This window comes from Streptomyces sp. NPDC021225 (assembly GCF_044332865.1).
Taxonomy (GTDB): domain Bacteria; phylum Actinomycetota; class Actinomycetes; order Streptomycetales; family Streptomycetaceae; genus Streptomyces.
This window is the reverse complement of sequence record NZ_JBIRPV010000001.1, coordinates 761,358-778,655: the sequence shown is the minus strand read 5'-3', so window position 1 is coordinate 778,655 and position 17,298 is coordinate 761,358. Positions and strand designations below refer to the sequence as shown.

The 17,298-nt window shown below is 71.9% G+C and carries 15 protein-coding genes; 5 read left to right on the top strand and 10 right to left on the bottom strand.

Going from position 1 to position 17,298, the window contains the following annotated elements; all coding sequences use genetic code 11:
• Positions 1-19: 19 nt before the first annotated feature.
• Together ACH4S9_RS03500 and ACH4S9_RS03495 are read right to left on the bottom strand one after the other, a co-directional pair.
• Positions 20-997, bottom strand: coding sequence for a sugar ABC transporter permease (locus ACH4S9_RS03500; protein ID WP_311722579.1), 978 nt, complete (start codon positions 995-997; stop codon positions 20-22).
• Positions 994-2,430: an ABC transporter substrate-binding protein gene (locus tag ACH4S9_RS03495; protein ID WP_398369517.1), complete on the bottom strand. Its 1,437-nt coding sequence runs from the start codon at positions 2,428-2,430 to the stop codon at positions 994-996. The genes ACH4S9_RS03500 and ACH4S9_RS03495 overlap by 4 nt, the downstream gene beginning before the upstream one ends.
• A 168-nt stretch (positions 2,431-2,598) precedes the next feature.
• Here ACH4S9_RS03495 and ACH4S9_RS03490 point away from each other — a divergent pair, with 168 nt between their 5' ends.
• Positions 2,599-3,966: an MGH1-like glycoside hydrolase domain-containing protein gene (locus tag ACH4S9_RS03490; protein WP_311722926.1), complete on the top strand. Its 1,368-nt coding sequence runs from the start codon at positions 2,599-2,601 to the stop codon at positions 3,964-3,966.
• Between the two features lie 19 nt (positions 3,967-3,985).
• Here ACH4S9_RS03490 and dusB read toward each other — a convergent pair whose 3' ends face one another.
• Entirely contained in the window at positions 3,986-5,119 is a 1,134-nt protein-coding gene (gene dusB / locus ACH4S9_RS03485; protein WP_398369515.1) for a tRNA dihydrouridine synthase DusB, read from the bottom strand.
• Between the two features lie 185 nt (positions 5,120-5,304).
• Between dusB and ACH4S9_RS03480 the strand changes: the two genes are divergently transcribed.
• Positions 5,305-6,768: an MFS transporter gene (locus ACH4S9_RS03480; RefSeq protein WP_398369513.1), complete on the top strand. Its 1,464-nt coding sequence runs from the start codon at positions 5,305-5,307 to the stop codon at positions 6,766-6,768.
• On the opposite strand, the gene ACH4S9_RS03475 is transcribed toward ACH4S9_RS03480, so the two are convergent.
• Entirely contained in the window at positions 6,741-7,622 is an 882-nt protein-coding gene (locus tag ACH4S9_RS03475) for a helix-turn-helix transcriptional regulator (protein ID WP_398369511.1), read from the bottom strand. The two genes, ACH4S9_RS03480 and ACH4S9_RS03475, sit on opposite strands and share 28 nt — an antisense overlap.
• Positions 7,623-7,712: 90 nt before the next feature.
• Between ACH4S9_RS03475 and ACH4S9_RS03470 the strand changes: the two genes are divergently transcribed.
• A complete protein-coding gene (locus ACH4S9_RS03470; protein WP_398369509.1) occupies positions 7,713-9,173 on the top strand; it encodes an MFS transporter in 1,461 nt (486 codons plus the stop codon).
• A 2-nt stretch (positions 9,174-9,175) separates the two neighbouring features.
• Here the strand turns inward: ACH4S9_RS03470 and ACH4S9_RS03465 are convergent, their stop codons facing one another.
• Together ACH4S9_RS03465 and ACH4S9_RS03460 are read right to left on the bottom strand one after the other, a co-directional pair.
• Positions 9,176-10,081, bottom strand: a complete 906-nt coding sequence (locus ACH4S9_RS03465) for a DMT family transporter (RefSeq protein WP_358845160.1) — start codon at positions 10,079-10,081, stop codon at positions 9,176-9,178.
• Positions 10,082-10,243: 162 nt separating this feature from the next.
• Positions 10,244-11,380 (bottom strand): MFS transporter, encoded by a 1,137-nt coding sequence (locus ACH4S9_RS03460; protein ID WP_385341577.1) that lies wholly within the window; start codon positions 11,378-11,380, stop codon positions 10,244-10,246.
• Positions 11,381-11,689: 309 nt separating this feature from the next.
• Between ACH4S9_RS03460 and ACH4S9_RS03455 the strand changes: the two genes are divergently transcribed.
• Positions 11,690-12,700 (top strand): amidohydrolase family protein, encoded by a 1,011-nt coding sequence (locus ACH4S9_RS03455; RefSeq protein ID WP_398369506.1) that lies wholly within the window; start codon positions 11,690-11,692, stop codon positions 12,698-12,700.
• Positions 12,701-12,850: 150 nt separating this feature from the next.
• Here the strand turns inward: ACH4S9_RS03455 and ACH4S9_RS03450 are convergent, their stop codons facing one another.
• On the bottom strand, positions 12,851-13,495 hold the full coding sequence (locus ACH4S9_RS03450) for a response regulator (protein ID WP_385341408.1): 645 nt from the start codon (positions 13,493-13,495) through the stop codon (positions 12,851-12,853).
• On the bottom strand, positions 13,483-14,676 hold the full coding sequence (locus tag ACH4S9_RS03445; RefSeq protein ID WP_398369504.1) for a histidine kinase: 1,194 nt from the start codon (positions 14,674-14,676) through the stop codon (positions 13,483-13,485). The genes ACH4S9_RS03450 and ACH4S9_RS03445 overlap by 13 nt, the downstream gene beginning before the upstream one ends.
• 183 nt (positions 14,677-14,859) lie before the next feature.
• On the opposite strand from ACH4S9_RS03445, the gene ACH4S9_RS03440 reads away from it, so the two are divergent.
• A complete protein-coding gene (locus ACH4S9_RS03440; protein ID WP_398369502.1) occupies positions 14,860-15,396 on the top strand; it encodes a hypothetical protein in 537 nt (178 codons plus the stop codon).
• On the opposite strand, the gene ACH4S9_RS03435 is transcribed toward ACH4S9_RS03440, so the two are convergent.
• Together ACH4S9_RS03435 and ACH4S9_RS03430 are read right to left on the bottom strand one after the other, a co-directional pair.
• On the bottom strand, positions 15,365-15,658 hold the full coding sequence (locus tag ACH4S9_RS03435) for a hypothetical protein (protein WP_311722568.1): 294 nt from the start codon (positions 15,656-15,658) through the stop codon (positions 15,365-15,367). The genes ACH4S9_RS03440 and ACH4S9_RS03435 overlap by 32 nt on opposite strands.
• A 120-nt stretch (positions 15,659-15,778) precedes the next feature.
• Positions 15,779-17,161, bottom strand: coding sequence for a glycine--tRNA ligase (locus tag ACH4S9_RS03430; protein WP_385341400.1), 1,383 nt, complete (start codon positions 17,159-17,161; stop codon positions 15,779-15,781).
• Positions 17,162-17,298: the final 137 nt, after the last annotated feature.

Sequence of the window (17,298 nt, the reverse complement as noted above, 5' to 3'; positions counted from 1 at the left end):
GGGCGACTCGTCAGGCGGCTCATCGGGCTGCCTCCTCCTGGGTCTTACGGGCGAAGAAGGCGAAGTAGACGCCGAGCAGGACCATCAGCACCGCGGCGAGGACGAGCGCCTGCGCGGAGGCCGCCCCGACGTCGTAGCGCGAGGTGAGGAAGTCGTAGACCCGCACCGCGACCACATCCGTCCCGGCGCCGCCGCCGGTGAGCAGATAGACGTCGTCGAACTTGTTGAAGGTCATGATGAAGCGCAACACGCTCAGCAGCGCGATCACCGGCATCAGCTGCGGCAGCAGGATGTGCCTCAGCCGCTGGCTCGGCGTGGCGCCGTCCACCTTGGCCGCCTCCTCCAGGCCGGGCGGCACCGCCTGGAGCCGGGCCAGCAGGAACAGGAAGGCGAAGGGGAAGTAGCGCCAGGTCTCGAAGGCGATGACGGTGAGCAGGGCCAGCGGCACGTCGAAGCCCATCCCCAGCAGGTGCACGGTGTACTGACGGGTGGACAGGAAGGCGATCGGGTCGTCCCAGCCGAAGAGCTTCGCGCCCCACGCGTTGACGATGCCGTACTGCGGGCTGAGCGCGACCTGCCAGACGAAGGCCACGGCGACGACCGGGGCGACGTACGGCAGCAGCATGGCCCCGCGCAGCAGCCCCCGGCCGCGGAACGGCCGGCGCAGGGCGAGGGCGGCGACCAGACCGAGGGCGATCGAGCCGAAGGTGGCCCCCGCGGTGTACAGGAGGGTGGTCCACAGGGAGGACCAGAAGCCGGGCGAGTCGAAGACGGACGCGAAGTTGTGCAGGGTCCAGTGGCCGAACAGGCCCATGCCCTGGATGTCGATGAGCCGGGCGCGCTGGAAGGCCAGCAGCACGGTCCACAGGATGGGCAGTACGACCACGACCAGCACCACCACGAAGGTGGGGGTGACGAAGGCGAGGCCCGCGCGGTTCTCGCGCCGGGCGGCGGTGTCGCGCCGGGCGCGCGTGGGGCGGGGGCGGGGGGTGGTCATCGCAGGGACCTCCGCAGGGCGGTGACTTCCTCGGCGGCGTCGTGCGCGGCCCGGTCGGGCGAGAGCTGGCCGCCGGTCATGGCGGAGACGATCTTGGGGATGGGCAGTTCGCCGTTGAGCGCGCCGACCAAGGCGCCCTCGCCCTGCTCGATCCCCCAGCGCTTGATCCTGCCGACACCCGCCGCGAGCTCGTCGAGCAGCGTGTCGGGAAAGACCTCGTTCATCGGCTTCTTGACGTCGACGCCCATGTCGCCGGCGCGCCAGGCGCGGCGGTAGCGGTCGGGAGCGGCGGCGGTGCCGGTGCGCACGGGGATCTTGCCCTCGGGCGCCATGCCGAACCAGTCCTCGTAGCCCGAGGTCATCATGTACATGAGGAAGGTCTTCGTCGCCTCGGTCTCGGCGGTCCTGGTCACGGTCCAGGAGGTGATATCGCCGAACTGGGCGGCCTCCCGGCCGTCGGGGCCCTTGAGCGCCGTGACGATCCCGCTGTTGTCGGCGAGGAACGAGCGGTCACGCGCGCACTGGGGGCAGCTGGGCAAGGCGTCCTTGCGCAGCCCCGCGAGCTCGTCCAGCAGGAACGACGACCAGATGACCATCGCCGACTTCCCGGAGAAGTAGCCGGCGCGGGTGGAGTCGACGGTCTGGGTGCCGGGCGCGCCGTGCCGCCGGGCCAGGGTGTCGTAGGTGGTGAAGGCGGTGCGGCAGGCCGGGGAGTCCAGCGCCACGTCTCCCTCGCCGCCTTCCGCGTCGTCTTCCGCGTCGTCTTCCGCGTCGTCGATGAGCCGGCAGCCGTTGCCGAGGGCCAGACTCTCGAAGCTCTGCTGGGTGAAGACGTCCGCCGGGTCGGTGGCGGCGGAGATCCCGTCCCGGCCGCGGACATCCAGCCGGTCGGCGGCGCGCAGCAGATCGCGGTAGCTCTCGGGGGCCGGCAGTCCGTCCCGCTCGAAGAGGTCCTGGCGGTACACGAGCAGTTGGAGCCAGGCGTCGGACGGTACGCCGAGCCGGGTGCCCCGGTCGGAGGCGAGGCGGAGGGCGTTGGCGTCGAAGGTGCCGGGGCCGAGCCGCTTGATCACCTCGCCCGGGACGCGGGTGTTGACCAGGCCGTTGCTGTACATCTGCCACATCTGGCCCAGCGGGAGGGCGGCGATCGCGTCGGGCAGCCGCCCGGCGGCCGCCGCCGACATGATCATCTGGGGCAGCTGGGCCTCGCTCACCCCCACCAGCTTGACGCTGATGCCGGTCTTGTCCTCGAACCGGTCGACGATCTTCTGGGTGGCCGCCATCCGCGGCGGCAGGCTCTCCAGTGACCACACGGTGAGCTTGTTGTCGGGTTTGTCGGTCGCGCCGCTCGAGCACCCGGCCAGCAGGCCGATGCCCAGTGCCGCGGCTATCCCGGCTGCGGTCGCCTTCGACCGCCGGGTCCACAGTCGCATCTCAGTCCTCACGCGCCACTTATGCTTGTGAGCAACGCATCACAGCATCAGTTTTGCGTATTGACAAGACATAAGCCTGGGATATCTTCGCCGTAACAGCAACGGCAAAGCCACGACCACCCACCGGAGTCCTTCGTGGAAAGCGGCGAGCTCTACCGGCCCGCGCCCATGCGGCTGCTGCGCGGCGCCCGGCGGGTCCTCCTGGAGAACTGGACCGGCACCTCCACGGTCCCCTCGCGCGGCCTGTACCCGCACCAGTGGAGCTGGGACTCGGCGTTCATCGCCATCGGGCTGCGCCATCTGTCGGTGCGCCGCGCCCAGCGCGAGCTGGAGACCCTGCTGAGCGCCCAGTGGGGCGACGGCCGGATCCCGCACATCGTCTTCAACCCGGCCGTGCCGCTTGACGCGTACTTCCCGAGCCCCGACTTCTGGCGCTCCTCCAGCGCGGGCGCGGCCGCCGGCGCCCCCACGGCCGTCGAGAGCTCCGGCATCGTCCAGCCGCCCGTCCACGCGCTCGCCTGCCGGCTGGTGCACCTCGCCGACCCGCGCGCCTCCGCCCGCCGCGGCTTCCTGGACCGGCTCTACCCGCGGCTCGCGGCCTGGCACCGCTATCTGGCCGAGTGCCGCGACCTGGGCGGCCACGGGCTGGTGTCCGTGGTCCACCCCTGGGAGCCCGGCATGGACAACAGCCCCTGCTGGGACGCCCCGCTGGCGCGCGTCGAGCCCGCCCCGCCGGGCACCTTCCGCCGCGCCGACCTCGACCACGGCGCGGCCGCCGACCGGCCCACCGACCTGGACTACGGCCGCTATGTGCGGCTCGCCGCCGACTACCGGGACCGCGGCTACCACGACGACGGGCCACCGCCCGCCTTCGCGGTCGAGGACCCCGGGGTCAACGCGCTGCTGATCGCCTCCGAGCACGCGCTGGCCGACATCGCCGCCGCCGTCGGCGCCGACCCCGCACCCCACCTGGCGCGGGCGCGGCGGCTCACCGCCGCCCTGGTCGAGCGGTTGTGGGACCCGGCCGCCGGGCTGTTCCTGTGCCGCGACCTGCGCGCAGGGCACATGGGTGGCGGCGCGCTGATCCCCGAGCGCAGCGCGGCCGGGCTGCTGCCGCTGATCGTGCCCGGCCTGCCGGACGAGATCGCCGCCGCCCTGATCCGCACCGCGTCGGGCGACCACTTCGGCCTGGGCACCTCGGTGCGCCTGGTGCCCAGCTACGACCTGCTGGGGGCCGCCTTCGACGCGTCCCGCTACTGGCGCGGGCCCGCGTGGTTCAACGTCAACTGGCTGGTGGAGCGCGGCCTGCGGCTCCATGGCGCGGTGGACCGGGCCGACGCGCTGCGCTCCGCCGCGCTCGACACGGCCGTCTCCTCCGGCTTCGCCGAGTACGTCGACCCGTACACCGGCGAGGCGCGCGGCACCCGCGACTTCGCCTGGACGGCGGCCCTGGCACTGGACCTGCTGGTGACCTCGGGCGGAGCGGGTACGGAGCTGGTGACGGCGGAGCGGGAGATGGCCGCCGAACCGGAGTGAGGGACAACCAGGGGCGCGCTCAGCCGCCCGACGTGTCCAGTTCCGCGTCCGCGCTCACGCCCGCGCAGTCGTACGGGTCGTTCAGCCAGCCGTCGGGCAGCACCACCCGGTTGCGGCCGGAGGTGCGGCCGCGCGGGCCGTCCGCGCCCGGCGGCCACCCCTGGTCCAGGTCCAGCTCGCCGAGCAGCGCGTCCAGCTCGTCCAGGGACGAGGTGATCGCCAGCCGCTTGCGCATCTCGGAGCCCACCGAGAAGCCCTTGGTGTACCAGGCGACGTGCTTGCGGAAGTCGATGACGCCCCGCTCCTCGTCCTCCAGCCACTGGGCCAGCAGCTCGGCGTGGCGCCGCATGACCGCCGCGACCTCCCGGAGGGTCGGCCGGGCGGGCGCGCCGCCGCCCTCGAAGGCGGCCACCAGATCGCCGAACAGCCAGGGCCGCCCCAGGCAGCCGCGCCCCACGACCACGCCGTCGCAGCCCGTGCGCCGCATCATCCGCAGCGCGTCGTCCGCCGACCAGATGTCGCCGTTGCCCAGCACCGGGATCTCGGGCACGGTCTCCTTCAGCCGGGCGATGGCCTCCCAGTCGGCCTCGCCGCCGTAGTGCTGCGCCGCCGTGCGGCCGTGCAGCGCGATGGCGGTCACACCCTCCTCGACCGCGATCCGGCCCGCGTCGAGGTAGGTGATGTGGTCGTCGTCGATGCCCTTGCGCATCTTCATGGTCACCGGCAGCGAGCCCGCGCCGGTCACGGCCTCGCGCAGGATCGAGCGCAGCAGGTGCCGCTTGTACGGGAGCGCCGAACCGCCTCCCTTGCGGGTGACCTTGGGGACCGGGCAGCCGAAGTTGAGGTCGATGTGGTCGGCCAGGTCCTCATCGACGATCATCCGTACGGCCTTGCCGACGGTCGCCGGGTCCACCCCGTACAGCTGGATGGAGCGGGGCTTCTCGGTGCCGTCGAAGTGGATCAGCCGCATGGTCTTGGCGTCGCGCTCGACCAGCGCCCGGGTCGTGATCATCTCGCTCACGAACAGCCCCTTGCCCCCACTGAACTCGCGGCACAGGGTGCGGAACGGCGCGTTGGTGATCCCGGCCATGGGCGCGAGCACCACCGGCGGGGTCACCGTGTGCGGTCCGATCTGGAGCTGCGTGGCGGTCATGGAAGGGGCTTCCTCGGGTGTCTCTCGGGTATCTCTCGGATATGCGGTGACTCGGCCGAGCGACCTGATCGGGTCAGGACGGCAGATCTCTCATTGTCCCGCACCCGATGTCCCGCGTCCGCCACGGGGGAAGGCCCGGAGGGAGGATGGGGGAAAGACGGTGGATGTCGATGTAGCGTTCAATCATGCCTGAGCCGAGCCATCGGCGGCGCACGCTCGTGCTGGCGATCTGCTGCATGAGTCTGCTGCTCGTCAGCCTCGACAACACCGTCCTCAATGTGGCGCTGCCCTCGATGCGGCGTGACCTGCACGCCTCCGTCTCGGGCATGCAGTGGACGATCGACGCGTACACACTGGTGCTCGCCGCGCTGCTGATGCTCGCGGGCTCGACGGCGGACCGGGTGGGGCGCAAGCGCACCTTCCAGACCGGCCTGGTGGTCTTCACCCTCGGCTCGGCGCTGTGCAGCCTCGCGCCGAACCTGGAGGCACTGGTGGCCTTCCGCATGGTGCAGGCGGTCGGCGGCTCGATGCTCAACCCCGTCGCCATGTCGATCATCACCAACACCTTCACCGAGCCCCGGGAGCGGGCCCGCGCGATCGGGGTGTGGGGCGGGGTCGTCGGTATCAGCATGGCCGCCGGGCCGCTGGTGGGCGGGGTGCTGGTGCAGTCGGTCGGCTGGCGCTCGATCTTCTGGCTCAACCTGCCGATAGGGCTCCTGGCCCTGGTGCTGACCGCCCGCTACGTGCCCGAGTCGCGCGCCCCGAAGCCGCGCCGGCCCGATCCGGTGGGCCAGGTGCTGGTCGCCACCCTGCTCGGCTCGCTCACCTACGCGATCATCGAGGCGCCCGACCGGGGCTGGGGCTCGCCGCTGATCGCCGCGTGCACCACGGTCTCCGCCGTCTCGCTGGTCGCGCTCGTGGCGTACGAGCGGCGGCGCACCGAGCCGCTGATCGAGCTGCGCTTCTTCCACAGCGCGCCCTTCAGCGGGGCCACGGTGATAGCGGTGAGCGCCTTCGCGGCGCTGAGCGGGTTCCTGTTCCTGAACACGCTGTATCTCCAGGACGTCCGCGGGCTCAACGCACTGCACGCCGGGCTGTGGATGCTGCCGATGGCGGCCATGTGCTTCGTCTTCGCGCCACTGTCCGGGCGGCTGGTCGGCAGCCGCGGTCCGCGTCTGCCGCTGCTCCTTGCGGGGATGGCGATGGGGCTGAGCGGGGTGCTGTTCGCGGCCTTCGACGCCCAGGCCACCGACGCCCTGCTGCTGATCGGCTATGTGCTGTTCGGCATCGGCTTCGGCCTGGTCAACGCGCCCATCACCAACACCGCGGTGTCCGGGATGCCGCGCGCCCAGGCCGGGGTCGCGGCCGCCGTGGCCTCCACCAGCCGCCAGGTAGGCGCGTCGCTGGGCGTCGCGGTGATCGGCGCCGTGCTGGCCTCGGGCGCGGCGGGCACCACCGCCTCCGCCACGCGCTTCGCGGACGCCGCCCGCCCCGCGTGGTGGATCATCGCCGGATGCGGGGCCTCGGTCCTGCTGCTCGGGCTGGTGACCACCGGCAAGTGGGCGGCCGCCACCGCCCGCCGCGCCGCCGCGCTGTTCGGCGACGACGAACGCGCGCCCGCTCAGGCCTCGGCGAGAACCAGTGCCTGAAGCCGCTCCAGGCGCTCCCGCGTCTCGTCGTCCGCCGGGGTGTAGACATGCAGCTTGGGCCCGGTGCCGGGGCCGATCCACAGATTGGTGCCGGTGACCCGGAGCGTGCCCACCTGCGCTTGGCGGAAGACCTTGACCCGGTCGCCGGGGCGCAGCACCTCATGCCGGGCCCAGACCTCGCGGAACTCGGGCGAGGCGTCCTGGAACCGCTTCAGCAGCGCCTTCCACGGCGGCTCGGCCAGATGCTCGGCCATCGACGCCCGGAACTTGGCGGCCATCGCCCGGATCGTTTCGTCCGGGTCGGCCATGCCGGCGCGCCACTCCCCATGGGTGAGGGTCAGCCACAGGCAGTTGCGGTCCTCCAGGGGCACCGCGTCCAGGTCGCACAGCAGCCGCCCGTAGGTGCGGTTGTACGCGAGGATGTCCAGCCGGGCGTTCTGCACACAGGCCGGGAACGGCTCCAGCTGCTCCAGCATCAGCCCCAGCGCGGGGGTCACGGCGGTGCACTCGCCGCCGGGGCTCGGGTCGACGGCCCCGGAGAGCGCGAACAGGTGCTCGCGCTCGCTGCGGTCCAGGAGCAGCGCGCGGGCGATCGAGTCGAGGACCTGTGTGGAGACATGGATGTCCCGCGCCTGTTCGAGCCACGTGTACCAGGTGACCCCGACCGCGGCCAGCTGGGCGACCTCCTCGCGGCGCAGCCCCGGCGTGCGCCTGCGCCGCCCGCGCTCCAGGCCCACCTGCTCGGGGGTGATCCGCTCGCGCCGGCTGCGCAGGAACGCCGCCAGCTCGCCCCGCCGTACATCGGTGGCCGTGGCGGTGGCGACGGCCACGGTCTCCTGCGCCATGGTTGTCATGGGATCCAGGGTGCCTGAGGGCTCAGCCGGTTGCCAGGTAGTTCTTGTACCAGGATAAAGACACTCTGGTACCCGTCTGAGCCGGGCGCGATGGTCGTAGTCGTGACCCAGACAAGCATCCGTACCCAGGCCCCGGCGCGCGGGGCCACCAGAGCCCCGAGCGACGCAGACGGGTCCCTGAACGCCCTAGGCCTGTTCACCGTGCTGCTCGGCGCGGCCCTCCCCCTGATCGACTTCTTCATCGTCAACGTCGCCCTGCCCGCCATGGACCGTGACCTGAACGCGGGCCCCGCCCTGCTGGAGCTGGTCGTCGCCGGATACGGCGTCGCGTACGCCGTGCTGCTGGTCCTCGGCGGCCGGCTGGGCGACACCTTCGGCCGGCGCAGGCTCTTCCTCGCCGGCATGGCCGCCTTCGGGGTGACGTCCCTGGCCTGCGGCCTCGCGCCCAACGCCTGGACCCTGGTGGCGGGTCGCGTGGCGCAGGGCGCCGCGGCGGCGCTGCTGCTCCCCCAGGTGCTCGCCACCATCCACGCCACCACCTCCGGCCCGCGCCGCGCCCGCGCGGTGAGCCTGTACGGCGCCACGGCCGGCCTCGCCATGGTGACGGGGCAGATCCTGGGCGGCGTGCTGGTGGCCGCCGATGTCGCGGGCACGGGGTGGCGCGCGGTCTTCCTGGTCAATGTGCCGGTCGCGGCCGCCGGGCTGGTCGTCGCCGCCCGCGCGGTCCCTGAGACCCGCTCCAAGCACCCCGCCCCCGTCGACGTGCCCGGCACCGCGCTGCTGGCCCTCGCCCTGGTGGCACTGCTGCTGCCGCTCACCGAGGGCCGCGCGGCGGGCTGGCCGCTGTGGACCTGGCTGCTGCTCGGCGTCTTCCCCGTCGCGGCGGTCGCCTTCTACGTCACCGAGCGGCGCCTCGAATCCTCCGGCCGCGTCCCGCTCCTCCCGCCGAGCCTGTTCGCCCTGCCCGGACTGCGGCGGGGCCTGCTGATGATCCTTCCGTTCAGCGCGGGCTTCGGCGGCTTCATGTTCGTCATCGCGGTCGCGCTCCAGCAGGGCCTGCGGTACGGGCCCGTCGAGGCCGGTCTCGCGCTGACGCCGATGGCCGCGGCCTTCTTCGTGGCCTCGCTGATGGGCCCGCGCCTGGTGAGCCGGTACGGCAACCGCGTGGTGACCGCGGGCGCGGTCTTCCAGGCGGTCGGCATCGTCCTGCTGATGCTGGCCGTCCAGCGCGACTGGGCAGGCCTGTCCCTGGCCGACCTGACGCCCGGCATCGCCATCGCCGGCTTCGGCCAGGGCCTGCAACTCCCGGTTCTGATCCGCGGCATCCTCGCCGAGGTCCCCGCGGAGCGGGCCGGGGTCGGCAGCGGGGTGATGGTCACCACCCAGCAGTCCGCGCTGGCCCTGGGCGTGGCCACCCTCGGCACGCTCTTCCTGACCCTGGCCCCGTCCATGGGCATGGGCGACGCCCTGGCCAGAACCCTGGCCATCCAACTCGTGGGCATCGTCATAACCGGCCTGCTGAGCCTGCGCCTCCCCCGCCTGCTGGCGTGACATCACATGGTGGCTGTGACGGGTTGCCCGTCCCGCTGCGGTGCGTCTTCGTCCGGGTTGACGCACTTCACCAGGCACCTGGTGCGGGACAGGGCGAAGACGCCGTAGCCGAGCAGGGCGACGCCCAGGAGCGCGGGCAGGAGCCATAGTCCGCGGCGCGGCGACTCCGCGAAGAGCGTGACGCCGAGGCAGAAGCTGACCGTGGCGTCTCCCAGGGTGAGGGCCGGCTGGGACGCGATCATCGGGCCGCCTTGCATGGCGTATCCGAGCAGGAAGATCGAGAGCGATCCGACGGCCGCGAAGGTGTAGGTCTGCCAGGTGAGGAAGAACGCCGCAGCCCCCTTCTCGGTGAGCGTTCCCATGGCGGACTTGACCAGTGCCGCGGTGAGTGCGTTGCCGATCGCGGCCGCGGCCGCCAGGCAGGCGGCGCGGGCCAGACCCCGCGGGCGCCGGAGTCCCGCCAGGGCGAGTGCGGCGCCGGCCCCGCCGACGGCGGCCAGCGTGGGCGCCCACCAGACCCCCGGCACCTGGGAGCGCCCTCCGGAAGGGAACGCGGAGAACAGCGCGACGGCCAGCCCCACGAAGATGCAGATCACGCAGAGCCACGCCCTGCGCGACACCCGCACGCGGAACACCGCGCTGCCGGCCAGGAGGGCCAGGGGAAGTTCGAGGATGAAGACGGGCTGGACGGCCGCCAGGGTCCCGGCGTTCAGGGCCAGAGCCTGAAAGAGCGCGGAGCAGACGACCCCCACGATTCCGCCGAACCAGACCGGACTGTGCAGGAGGTGCCGGACGAGCCCGAGGCGGGCCGAGGAGTCCGGCACTTCCAGGGCCGCTCGCCGTTGCAGCACGGTTCCCATGGCGTTGCTGCCGGCAGCGAGCACGGCGAACGTGACCGCCACAATCATCCCAGTCGTACCTCGTACCACTTCCACGTCGAGTCCGGGTCTGGTCCACGATGGCACCCCATGGCAGCTTTGGCCAATATTGAGTGGTTTCGTCACACACCGTGGCCACCACAGCCCGGTGCGGTCCGTGAGTACGGACCGCACCGGGCTCGAACGGGGTGCTCACTCGGAAACAGGGACCGCCTTCCGTGCGGCGGCCCGGCGCTCGGTGAGCCAGTACAGCAGCGCCAGCAGGGGCAGGGCTGCGCCGAAGGCGCTGACCGCACCCCAGCCGCCGGCACGGTAGGCCATCGAGCCGACCTGGGAGCCCAGGGCGCCGCCGAGGAAGAAGGTGGCGATGAAGGCCGAGTTGAGGCGGGCCCGGGCGCTGGCGTCGAGCTGGTAGATGGTGTGCTGGCCGAGGATCAGGGTGGTCTGCACGGCCATGTCGATGGCGATCGCGGCCAGGGCGAGCAGCACGATGCTGTGCTGACCGAAGCCGGCGACCGCGAAGGCCACCGCGGCGACGGCGAACGCGACACCGGTCATGGGGCGGACGAGCTTGCGGTCGGCCCAGTGCCCGGCGAGCGGGGCGATCGCCGCACCGGCGGCTCCGACGAGGGCGAAGATGCCGACGCCGACGGGAGAGTAGTTGAAGGGGGAGCTGGTCAGTACGTAGGAGACGGTCGTCCAGAAGGCGCTGAAGCCGCCGAACATCGCCGCCTGGTACAGGCCGCGGCGCAGCAGCGCGGGATGGGTGCGCACCAGTGCGACGGTGGAGCGCAGCACGTGGTGGTACGGCACGGTGGTGGTGGGCGCGTGCTTCGGCAGCGCTGCCCGCAGGGCCACGGCCAGGACGGCCATCAGGACCGCGGAGCCGAGGTAGACGACGCGCCAGCCGGCGATGTCCGAGACGAGGCTGCTCACGGTGCGGGAGAGCAGGATGCCGGTGAGCAGGCCGCTCATCACCCGGCCCACGATCCGGCCGCGGGCGTGGTCGGGAGCCAGGCTTGCCGCGAACGGCACCAGGATCTGGGCGACGACCGAGGTGGCACCGCTGATCAGGGAGGCGACCAGCAGCATGGGGAAGCCGGTGGCGAAGCCGGCCGCGACCAGGGCCAGGGTGGTGACGGTCAGCAGGGCGGTGATCAGGCTTCGCTTCTCCAATCGGTCACCGAGCGGGACCAGGAAGAGCATGCCGATCACGTAACCGACCTGGGTGAGCGTGATGAGGACGCCCGCGGTGGCCGTGGTGATGTGGAAGACGTCGCGCAGCGAGGACAGCAGCGGCTGCGCGTAGTAGAGGTTGGCGACCGTCATGCCGGAGGCGACGGCCAGCAGTGCGACCAACCAGCCCGGGACGCCATGGGGAGCGGGGGCGCTGGTCGCGGCGCGGTGGGATGTGCGCGGCTCGGAGCTGCGCAGCTCGGTTGTCTGGGACACGGGACCTTCTTCGTTGACGCCTGATGGTGATCGTCGAGCGGCTTCCTTGCTGCTCTCACGGGGGTAAAGCGCGGGGGACCCCTCATCGCTTCCCCCTTTCCGGCGATGGATCTGGATGTCAGTTATCTCGATCACAGATGACCGCTCTCGGCGTGCTCCTGCCCGCGCGCTGAGGACGGCCCTGGTGTGTACGTTGAAGTTGTGGCCCTGCCCACCCTCCGCTCCGGAGTCGTCGACGTTCACGCGCACTGGCTGCCGCGTGAACTGCTCGGCCTGCCGCCGGGGAACCCGCTCGGCGGCATGAACGACCGGGATGGCGCGCTCTTCCTCGGAGACAGTCCCCTGTCGTTCCCGACCGCGGCGATGACCGATATCGACGCCATCGTCGCGGACACGCGGAAAGCGGGGCTCGGCGCCCGCGCCGTCTCGGCGCCGCCCTTCGCCTTTCCGGTCCACGCGCCGTCCGAGGCGGACGACTACGTGGCCGCCTACAACGAGCGGCTCGCCGACGCGGTGTCCCACCCGGACGGAACGCTCGTCGGGCTCGGCCTGGTACGGCTGGACGATGTCGCTGCGGCCCGACGGGAGCTGACGCGGCTCGCCGGGGCGGACGGCGTCGCGGGCATCGCCGTGCCGCCGGTGGTCGACGGCCGCTCCTACGACCGGGGTGTCCTGCGGGAGGTGCTCGGCGTCGCCGCCGGGCTCGGGCAGTCCGTGCTGGTGCATCCGATGCAGCTGCCGCGCCCGGAATGGGACCACCACTACCTGGTCAACCTGATCGGCAACCCGGTGGAGACCACGACCGCCGTGGCTTCGGTCGTCCTGGGCGGCGTCCTGGAGGAGCTGCCCGGCCTGCGGATCTGCTTCGTACACGGCGGAGGCTGCGCCCCCTCCCTGATCGGGAGATGGGAGCACGGCTGGCGGTCCCGCGAGGATGTGCACCGGGGCAGTACCCGGCCGCCCGCGGAGTCGTTCGAGCAGCTGTACTTCGACACGGTCACCCACGATCCGCAGGTGCTGACGCTGCTGCGCTCGCATGCGTCACCGGACCGGATCGTCTGCGGCAGCGACTACCCCTTCGACATGGCGCAGCCCGACCCGGTCGGATTCCTGCTCGGCCACGGGATCGACGCCGCGACGCTGGAGGCGAACGGCCGCCGGTTCCTGGGGATGAAGGCCGCGGACGGGCGGCGGTGACGCCCGATGCGGCCGAGTGAGGCCCGCATGCGGTTCTCCATGGGCCACCGGGCTGGGGTCCGGGGCACAGCCCCAAGCGGGTCCGGGCCGCAGCCCCGAGCGGGGTCCGGGGCACAGCCCCGGTTCGGGAAGGGGCGGGGAGGGGAAACGTCAGCCGACGCCGAGGAACCGCAGGACCGCCAGCACCCGCCTGTGATCCCCCTCCGCCACCGGCAGGTCCAGCTTCACGAAGATGCTGTTGATGTGCTTGGCCACAGCCGACTCGCTGATCACCAACCCCTCCGCGATCCCCGCGTTGGACCGCCCCTGGGCCATCAGCTCCAACACCTCCCGCTCGCGCGCGGTGAGTCGGTCGAGCGGGTCGCGGTGGCGGCGGACGAGGAGTTGGGCGACGACCTGGGGGTCGAGCGCGGTGCCGCCGCCCGCGACGCGGTGGAGGGCGGCGATGAAGTCCTCGACGTCCGCGACGCGTTGCTTGAGGAGGTACCCGATCCCGCTGGTGTGCGTGGTCAGCAGGTCCGCGGCGTAGCGCTCCTCCACGTACTGGGACAGCAGTAGCACCGCCGTGTCCGGCCACTGGCGGCGGATCAGCAGCGCGGCCCGTACGCCCTCGTCGGTGAAGCCCGGGGGCATCCGGACGTCGACCACGGCGATGTCCGGGCGGTGTTCCTCGACCGCCGCGAGCAGACCGTCCGCGTCGTCCGCCTCCGCCGTGACCTCGAAGCCCGCGGTCTGGAGGACCTTCACCAGGCCGATCCGCAGCAGGACCGAGTCCTCGGCGATCACAGCACGCACGGCAGCTCCACGGTGATGACGGTCGGGCCCCCGCGGGGGCTGCTGAGGTCGAAGGTCCCGTCCACGGAGCCCACGCGCCCCACGAGCCCCGTGAGGCCGCTGCCCTGGGCGGGGTCGGCGCCGCCGATCCCGTCGTCGGCGATCACCACGCGCAGTATGTCGCCCGTCCTGACGACCGTGACATCGGCCCCCGTGGCCTGTGCGTGTTTGGTGGTGTTGGCCAGGGATTCGGAGACGACGAAGTAGGCGACGGCCTCGACGGTGGGCGCGGGGCGTTCGGGGATGTCGACATGCAGCCGTACGGGCAGCGGGGCGCGGGCGGCGATGCCGGAGAGAGCGGCGTCCAGGCCGCGGTCGTCGAGGACGGCGGGGTGCAGCCCGCGCACCAGGTTGTTCAGCTCCTCGATGGCCTCCTTGGCCTCCCGGTGCGCCTCGTCGATGACCTTACGGGCCTCCTCGGGCAGATCACCGAGCGTGGCCTTGGCCAGGCCGAGGTTGACCGCCATGGAGACGAGCCGCTGCTGGGCGCCGTCGTGCAAGTCGCGTTCGATGCGGCGGCGTTCGGCGTCGGCCGCGTCGACGGTGCCCGCGCGGCGCTCGGTCAGGTCCTCGACCCGGCGCTCCAGCGCCTTCGCGGGGTCGGGGCCCAGCAGCGCGGTGGCGGAGCGGACGTCGGCCCGTGCGAGGGCGCCGGTGAGCCAGTAAGCGAGGGCGAGCAGGGCGAGGCCGAGCGCGGTGACATACGTGGCCGCCATGGCGGTGGGGAGGAACTTCAGCCGCCCGCCCAGCGGGCTCCAGACGAACACGGTCGAAGCCGCCAGCCCCACGACCACGAGGACGATGGCCAGCACCCCGCCGCAGGCGACAGCGGGCGCGACCAGCAGGTTGTAGCGCAGCTCCGGCCCCCGGCGCGCCGGGCCGGGGATGTCGATGCCGAGCAGGGCCTTGAAACGGCGCCGCTGCATCCGGGTGAACGCCGGGCTGACAGCGGCCAGGGCGGCGATCGGCAGGGCGACGGCGACCAGGACGCCCAGGAGCGGCATCGCGGTGTCGCTGTAGACCAGCCACGGCACGCTCAACACCAACAGGGCCAGGAACTGCACGGATATGCCCGCGAGCCCGAATACCGCGTCGCGCCGCAGCCGGATGAGCGCTGCTTGTGGCGCGGTGGGGAGTCTCATGCGCCGACCTTAGACCGCCGCCTCGGGGCGGGTCGCTGGCGCCCGTACCCGGATCGGGGGTGCAACTAGTGCCACCCCCATTCGGCAACTCGCGTTACCGACAGGCGCGATCGTGCCGGGAAGGCTGGTGGCCATGCCCGAGGAGCAGCCGAGCCGAATCGGGCCGGAAGGAGATCAGCCCTGATGAGCGCCCTGTACGCCCCCACGGCCCGCCCCACACGGAACGCCCGCGCGCCCCGGGCCGCCCAGGCCGCCCGGCCCACCCGGGCCACTCGGGTCACCCGGGCCACCCGGGCCGTGGAGTCGGTGCTCCTCGTCAGTGGCGCCGCGCTGGTCCCCTGGCTCGTCGTGCTGGCGACGACGCTGCCGCCCACGGCCCAGGTCGGCCACTGGAACGTGGCCTGGGCGGGCCTGGACGCGCTGGAGGCGCTCGGGCTGCTGGCCACCGGGCTGCTGCGGCGGCGCGGCGACGGCCGCCACCGGCTCACCGCGGCGGCGACCTGCGCGCTGCTGCTGGTGGACGCGTGGTTCGACACCGTGACGGCGGCCCCGGGCGCCGAGCTGGCCACGGCCCTGGCCATGGCGGTGTGCGCGGAGCTGCCGCTGGCGGTGGTGTGCGCGACGCTGGCCCTGAAGACGGACCGCAGGACAGGCCGCACCGACGCCGGCATAGACACCGACACCGCCCTCAGGTCTGAGACATCGCCCACCACAAAATGACCACGGAGATCAGAAAGCAGACGGTCATCGCCCAGAGGACCTGCCGCCGCGCCCGGGGGTCGGCCGTCATGGTCGGGCTGCCGACCGCGCCGTGAGCCTGGGCGAGGTGGTCGAGCCCCTTGTGCCGGGCGCCACCGTAGGTGATCTGCTCTTCCCAGTCGCAGTGCAGACAGCCGAGCAGCCGCCGCTGCCTGGCGCCGTATCCGTAGCTCACCTCGAAGACGGTGCCGTCCTCACGGGTGGCCGTGATGTGGTGCGTCACACCTCGCAGCACGATTCCAGAACCCCCGTTCTCCGCAGAGCCGACGGGCCCTGGCGCCGCGGCAGTCTACCCGCGGCGCCAGGGCCCGTAGCGGCCTGATCGCGTCTTTGAACGCCCTGGTCAGCAGCCGATCAGTCGGCCGCCCAGGTAGGACTGGATCTGGTCGAGGGAGACCCGCTCCTGCTTCATCGTGTCGCGCTCGCGCACGGTCACCGCGTTGTCCTCGAGCGTGTCGAAGTCGACGGTGACGCAGAACGGCGTGCCGATCTCGTCCTGGCGGCGGTAGCGGCGGCCGATCGCGCCCGCGTCGTCGAACTCGATGTTCCAGTGCTTGCGCAGGTCGGTCGCGAGCCCCTTGGCCTTCGGCGAGAGCTGCGGGTTGCGGGACAGCGGCAGCACGGCGACCTTGACCGGCGCGAGACGCGGGTCGAGCCGCAGCACGGTGCGCTTCTCCATCTTGCCCTTGGCGTTGGGCGCCTCGTCCTCGATGTACGCGTCGAGGAGGAAGGCCAGCAGCGCGCGGCCCACGCCCGCCGCCGGCTCGATGACGTACGGCGTCCAGCGCTCGCCGGCCTCCTGGTCGAAGTACGACAGGTCCTGGCCGGAGGCCTGGGAGTGGGCCTTCAGGTCATAGTCGGTGCGGTTGGCCACGCCCTCGAGCTCGCCCCACTCCGAGCCGCCGAAGTTGAAGCGGTACTCGATGTCGGCGGTGCGCTTGGAGTAGTGGGAGAGCTTCTCCTTGGCGTGCTCGTACCAGCGGATGTTGGCCTCCTGGAGGCCGAGGTCGCGGTACCAGTTCCAGCGCTGCTCCATCCAGTACTCCTGCCAGGCCTCGTCCTCGCCCGGCTTGACGAAGAACTCCATCTCCATCTGCTCGAATTCGCGCGTACGGAAGATGAAGTTGCCCGGCGTGATCTCGTTGCGGAAGGACTTGCCGATCTGGGCGATGCCGAACGGCGGCTTCCGGCGCGAGGTCTGCTGCACGGCGAGGAAGTTGGTGAAGATGCCCTGGGCGGTCTCGGGGCGCAGATAGGCGACCGAGCCGGAGTCCTGGGTCGGGCCGAGGTGCGTGGAGAGCAGGCCGGAGAACTGCTTGGGCTCGGTGAAGCTGCCCTTGGTGCCGCAGTGCGGACAGTTCAGGTCCGCCAGGCCGTTCTCGGGCAGCCGGCCGTGCTTGGCCTCGTACGCCTCCTCCAGGTGGTCCGCGCGGAACCGCTTGTGGCAGGAGGTGCACTCGGTGAGCGGGTCGGTGAAGGTGGCGACGTGGCCGGACGCCTCCCAGACCTCGCGGGCGAGGATCACCGACGAGTCGAGACCGACCACGTCGTCGCGTGAGGTGACCATCGAGCGCCACCACTGACGCTTGATGTTCTCCTTCAGCTCCACGCCGAGCGGTCCGTAGTCCCAGGCAGCTCGCTGCCCGCCGTAGATCTCGCTGGACGGGTAGACGAAGCCACGGCGCTTGCTCAGGCTGACGATGGTGTCGATCTTGTCGGCGGCCACGGTGCTCTCTTCATTGATGACGGCTGATGACGACTGAGTGAGATGGTGAGACGGCTGTGTGAGACGACTCTGTTATGGCTGATGGCGGCTTTGCGGACGGCGTGCGGACGACAAAGCGAATGCTTCAGGTTACCGGC

Excerpts from the sequence above, each read along its gene's own strand:
- ACH4S9_RS03500 (WP_311722579.1), bottom strand. The coding sequence starts at position 997 with ATGACCACCCCCCGCCCCCGCCCCACGCGCGCCCGGCGCGACACCGCC.
- ACH4S9_RS03495 (WP_398369517.1), bottom strand. The coding sequence starts at position 2,430 with ATGCGACTGTGGACCCGGCGGTCGAAGGCGACCGCAGCCGGGATAGCC.
- ACH4S9_RS03490 (WP_311722926.1), top strand. The coding sequence starts at position 2,599 with ATGCGGCTGCTGCGCGGCGCCCGGCGGGTCCTCCTGGAGAACTGGACC.
- dusB (WP_398369515.1), bottom strand. The coding sequence starts at position 5,119 with ATGACCGCCACGCAGCTCCAGATCGGACCGCACACGGTGACCCCGCCG.
- ACH4S9_RS03480 (WP_398369513.1), top strand. The coding sequence starts at position 5,305 with ATGCCTGAGCCGAGCCATCGGCGGCGCACGCTCGTGCTGGCGATCTGC.
- ACH4S9_RS03475 (WP_398369511.1), bottom strand. The coding sequence starts at position 7,622 with ATGACAACCATGGCGCAGGAGACCGTGGCCGTCGCCACCGCCACGGCC.
- ACH4S9_RS03470 (WP_398369509.1), top strand. The coding sequence starts at position 7,713 with ATGGTCGTAGTCGTGACCCAGACAAGCATCCGTACCCAGGCCCCGGCG.
- ACH4S9_RS03465 (WP_358845160.1), bottom strand. The coding sequence starts at position 10,081 with ATGATTGTGGCGGTCACGTTCGCCGTGCTCGCTGCCGGCAGCAACGCC.
- ACH4S9_RS03460 (WP_385341577.1), bottom strand. The coding sequence starts at position 11,380 with ATGACGGTCGCCAACCTCTACTACGCGCAGCCGCTGCTGTCCTCGCTG.
- ACH4S9_RS03445 (WP_398369504.1), bottom strand. The coding sequence starts at position 14,676 with ATGAGACTCCCCACCGCGCCACAAGCAGCGCTCATCCGGCTGCGGCGC.
- ACH4S9_RS03440 (WP_398369502.1), top strand. The coding sequence starts at position 14,860 with ATGAGCGCCCTGTACGCCCCCACGGCCCGCCCCACACGGAACGCCCGC.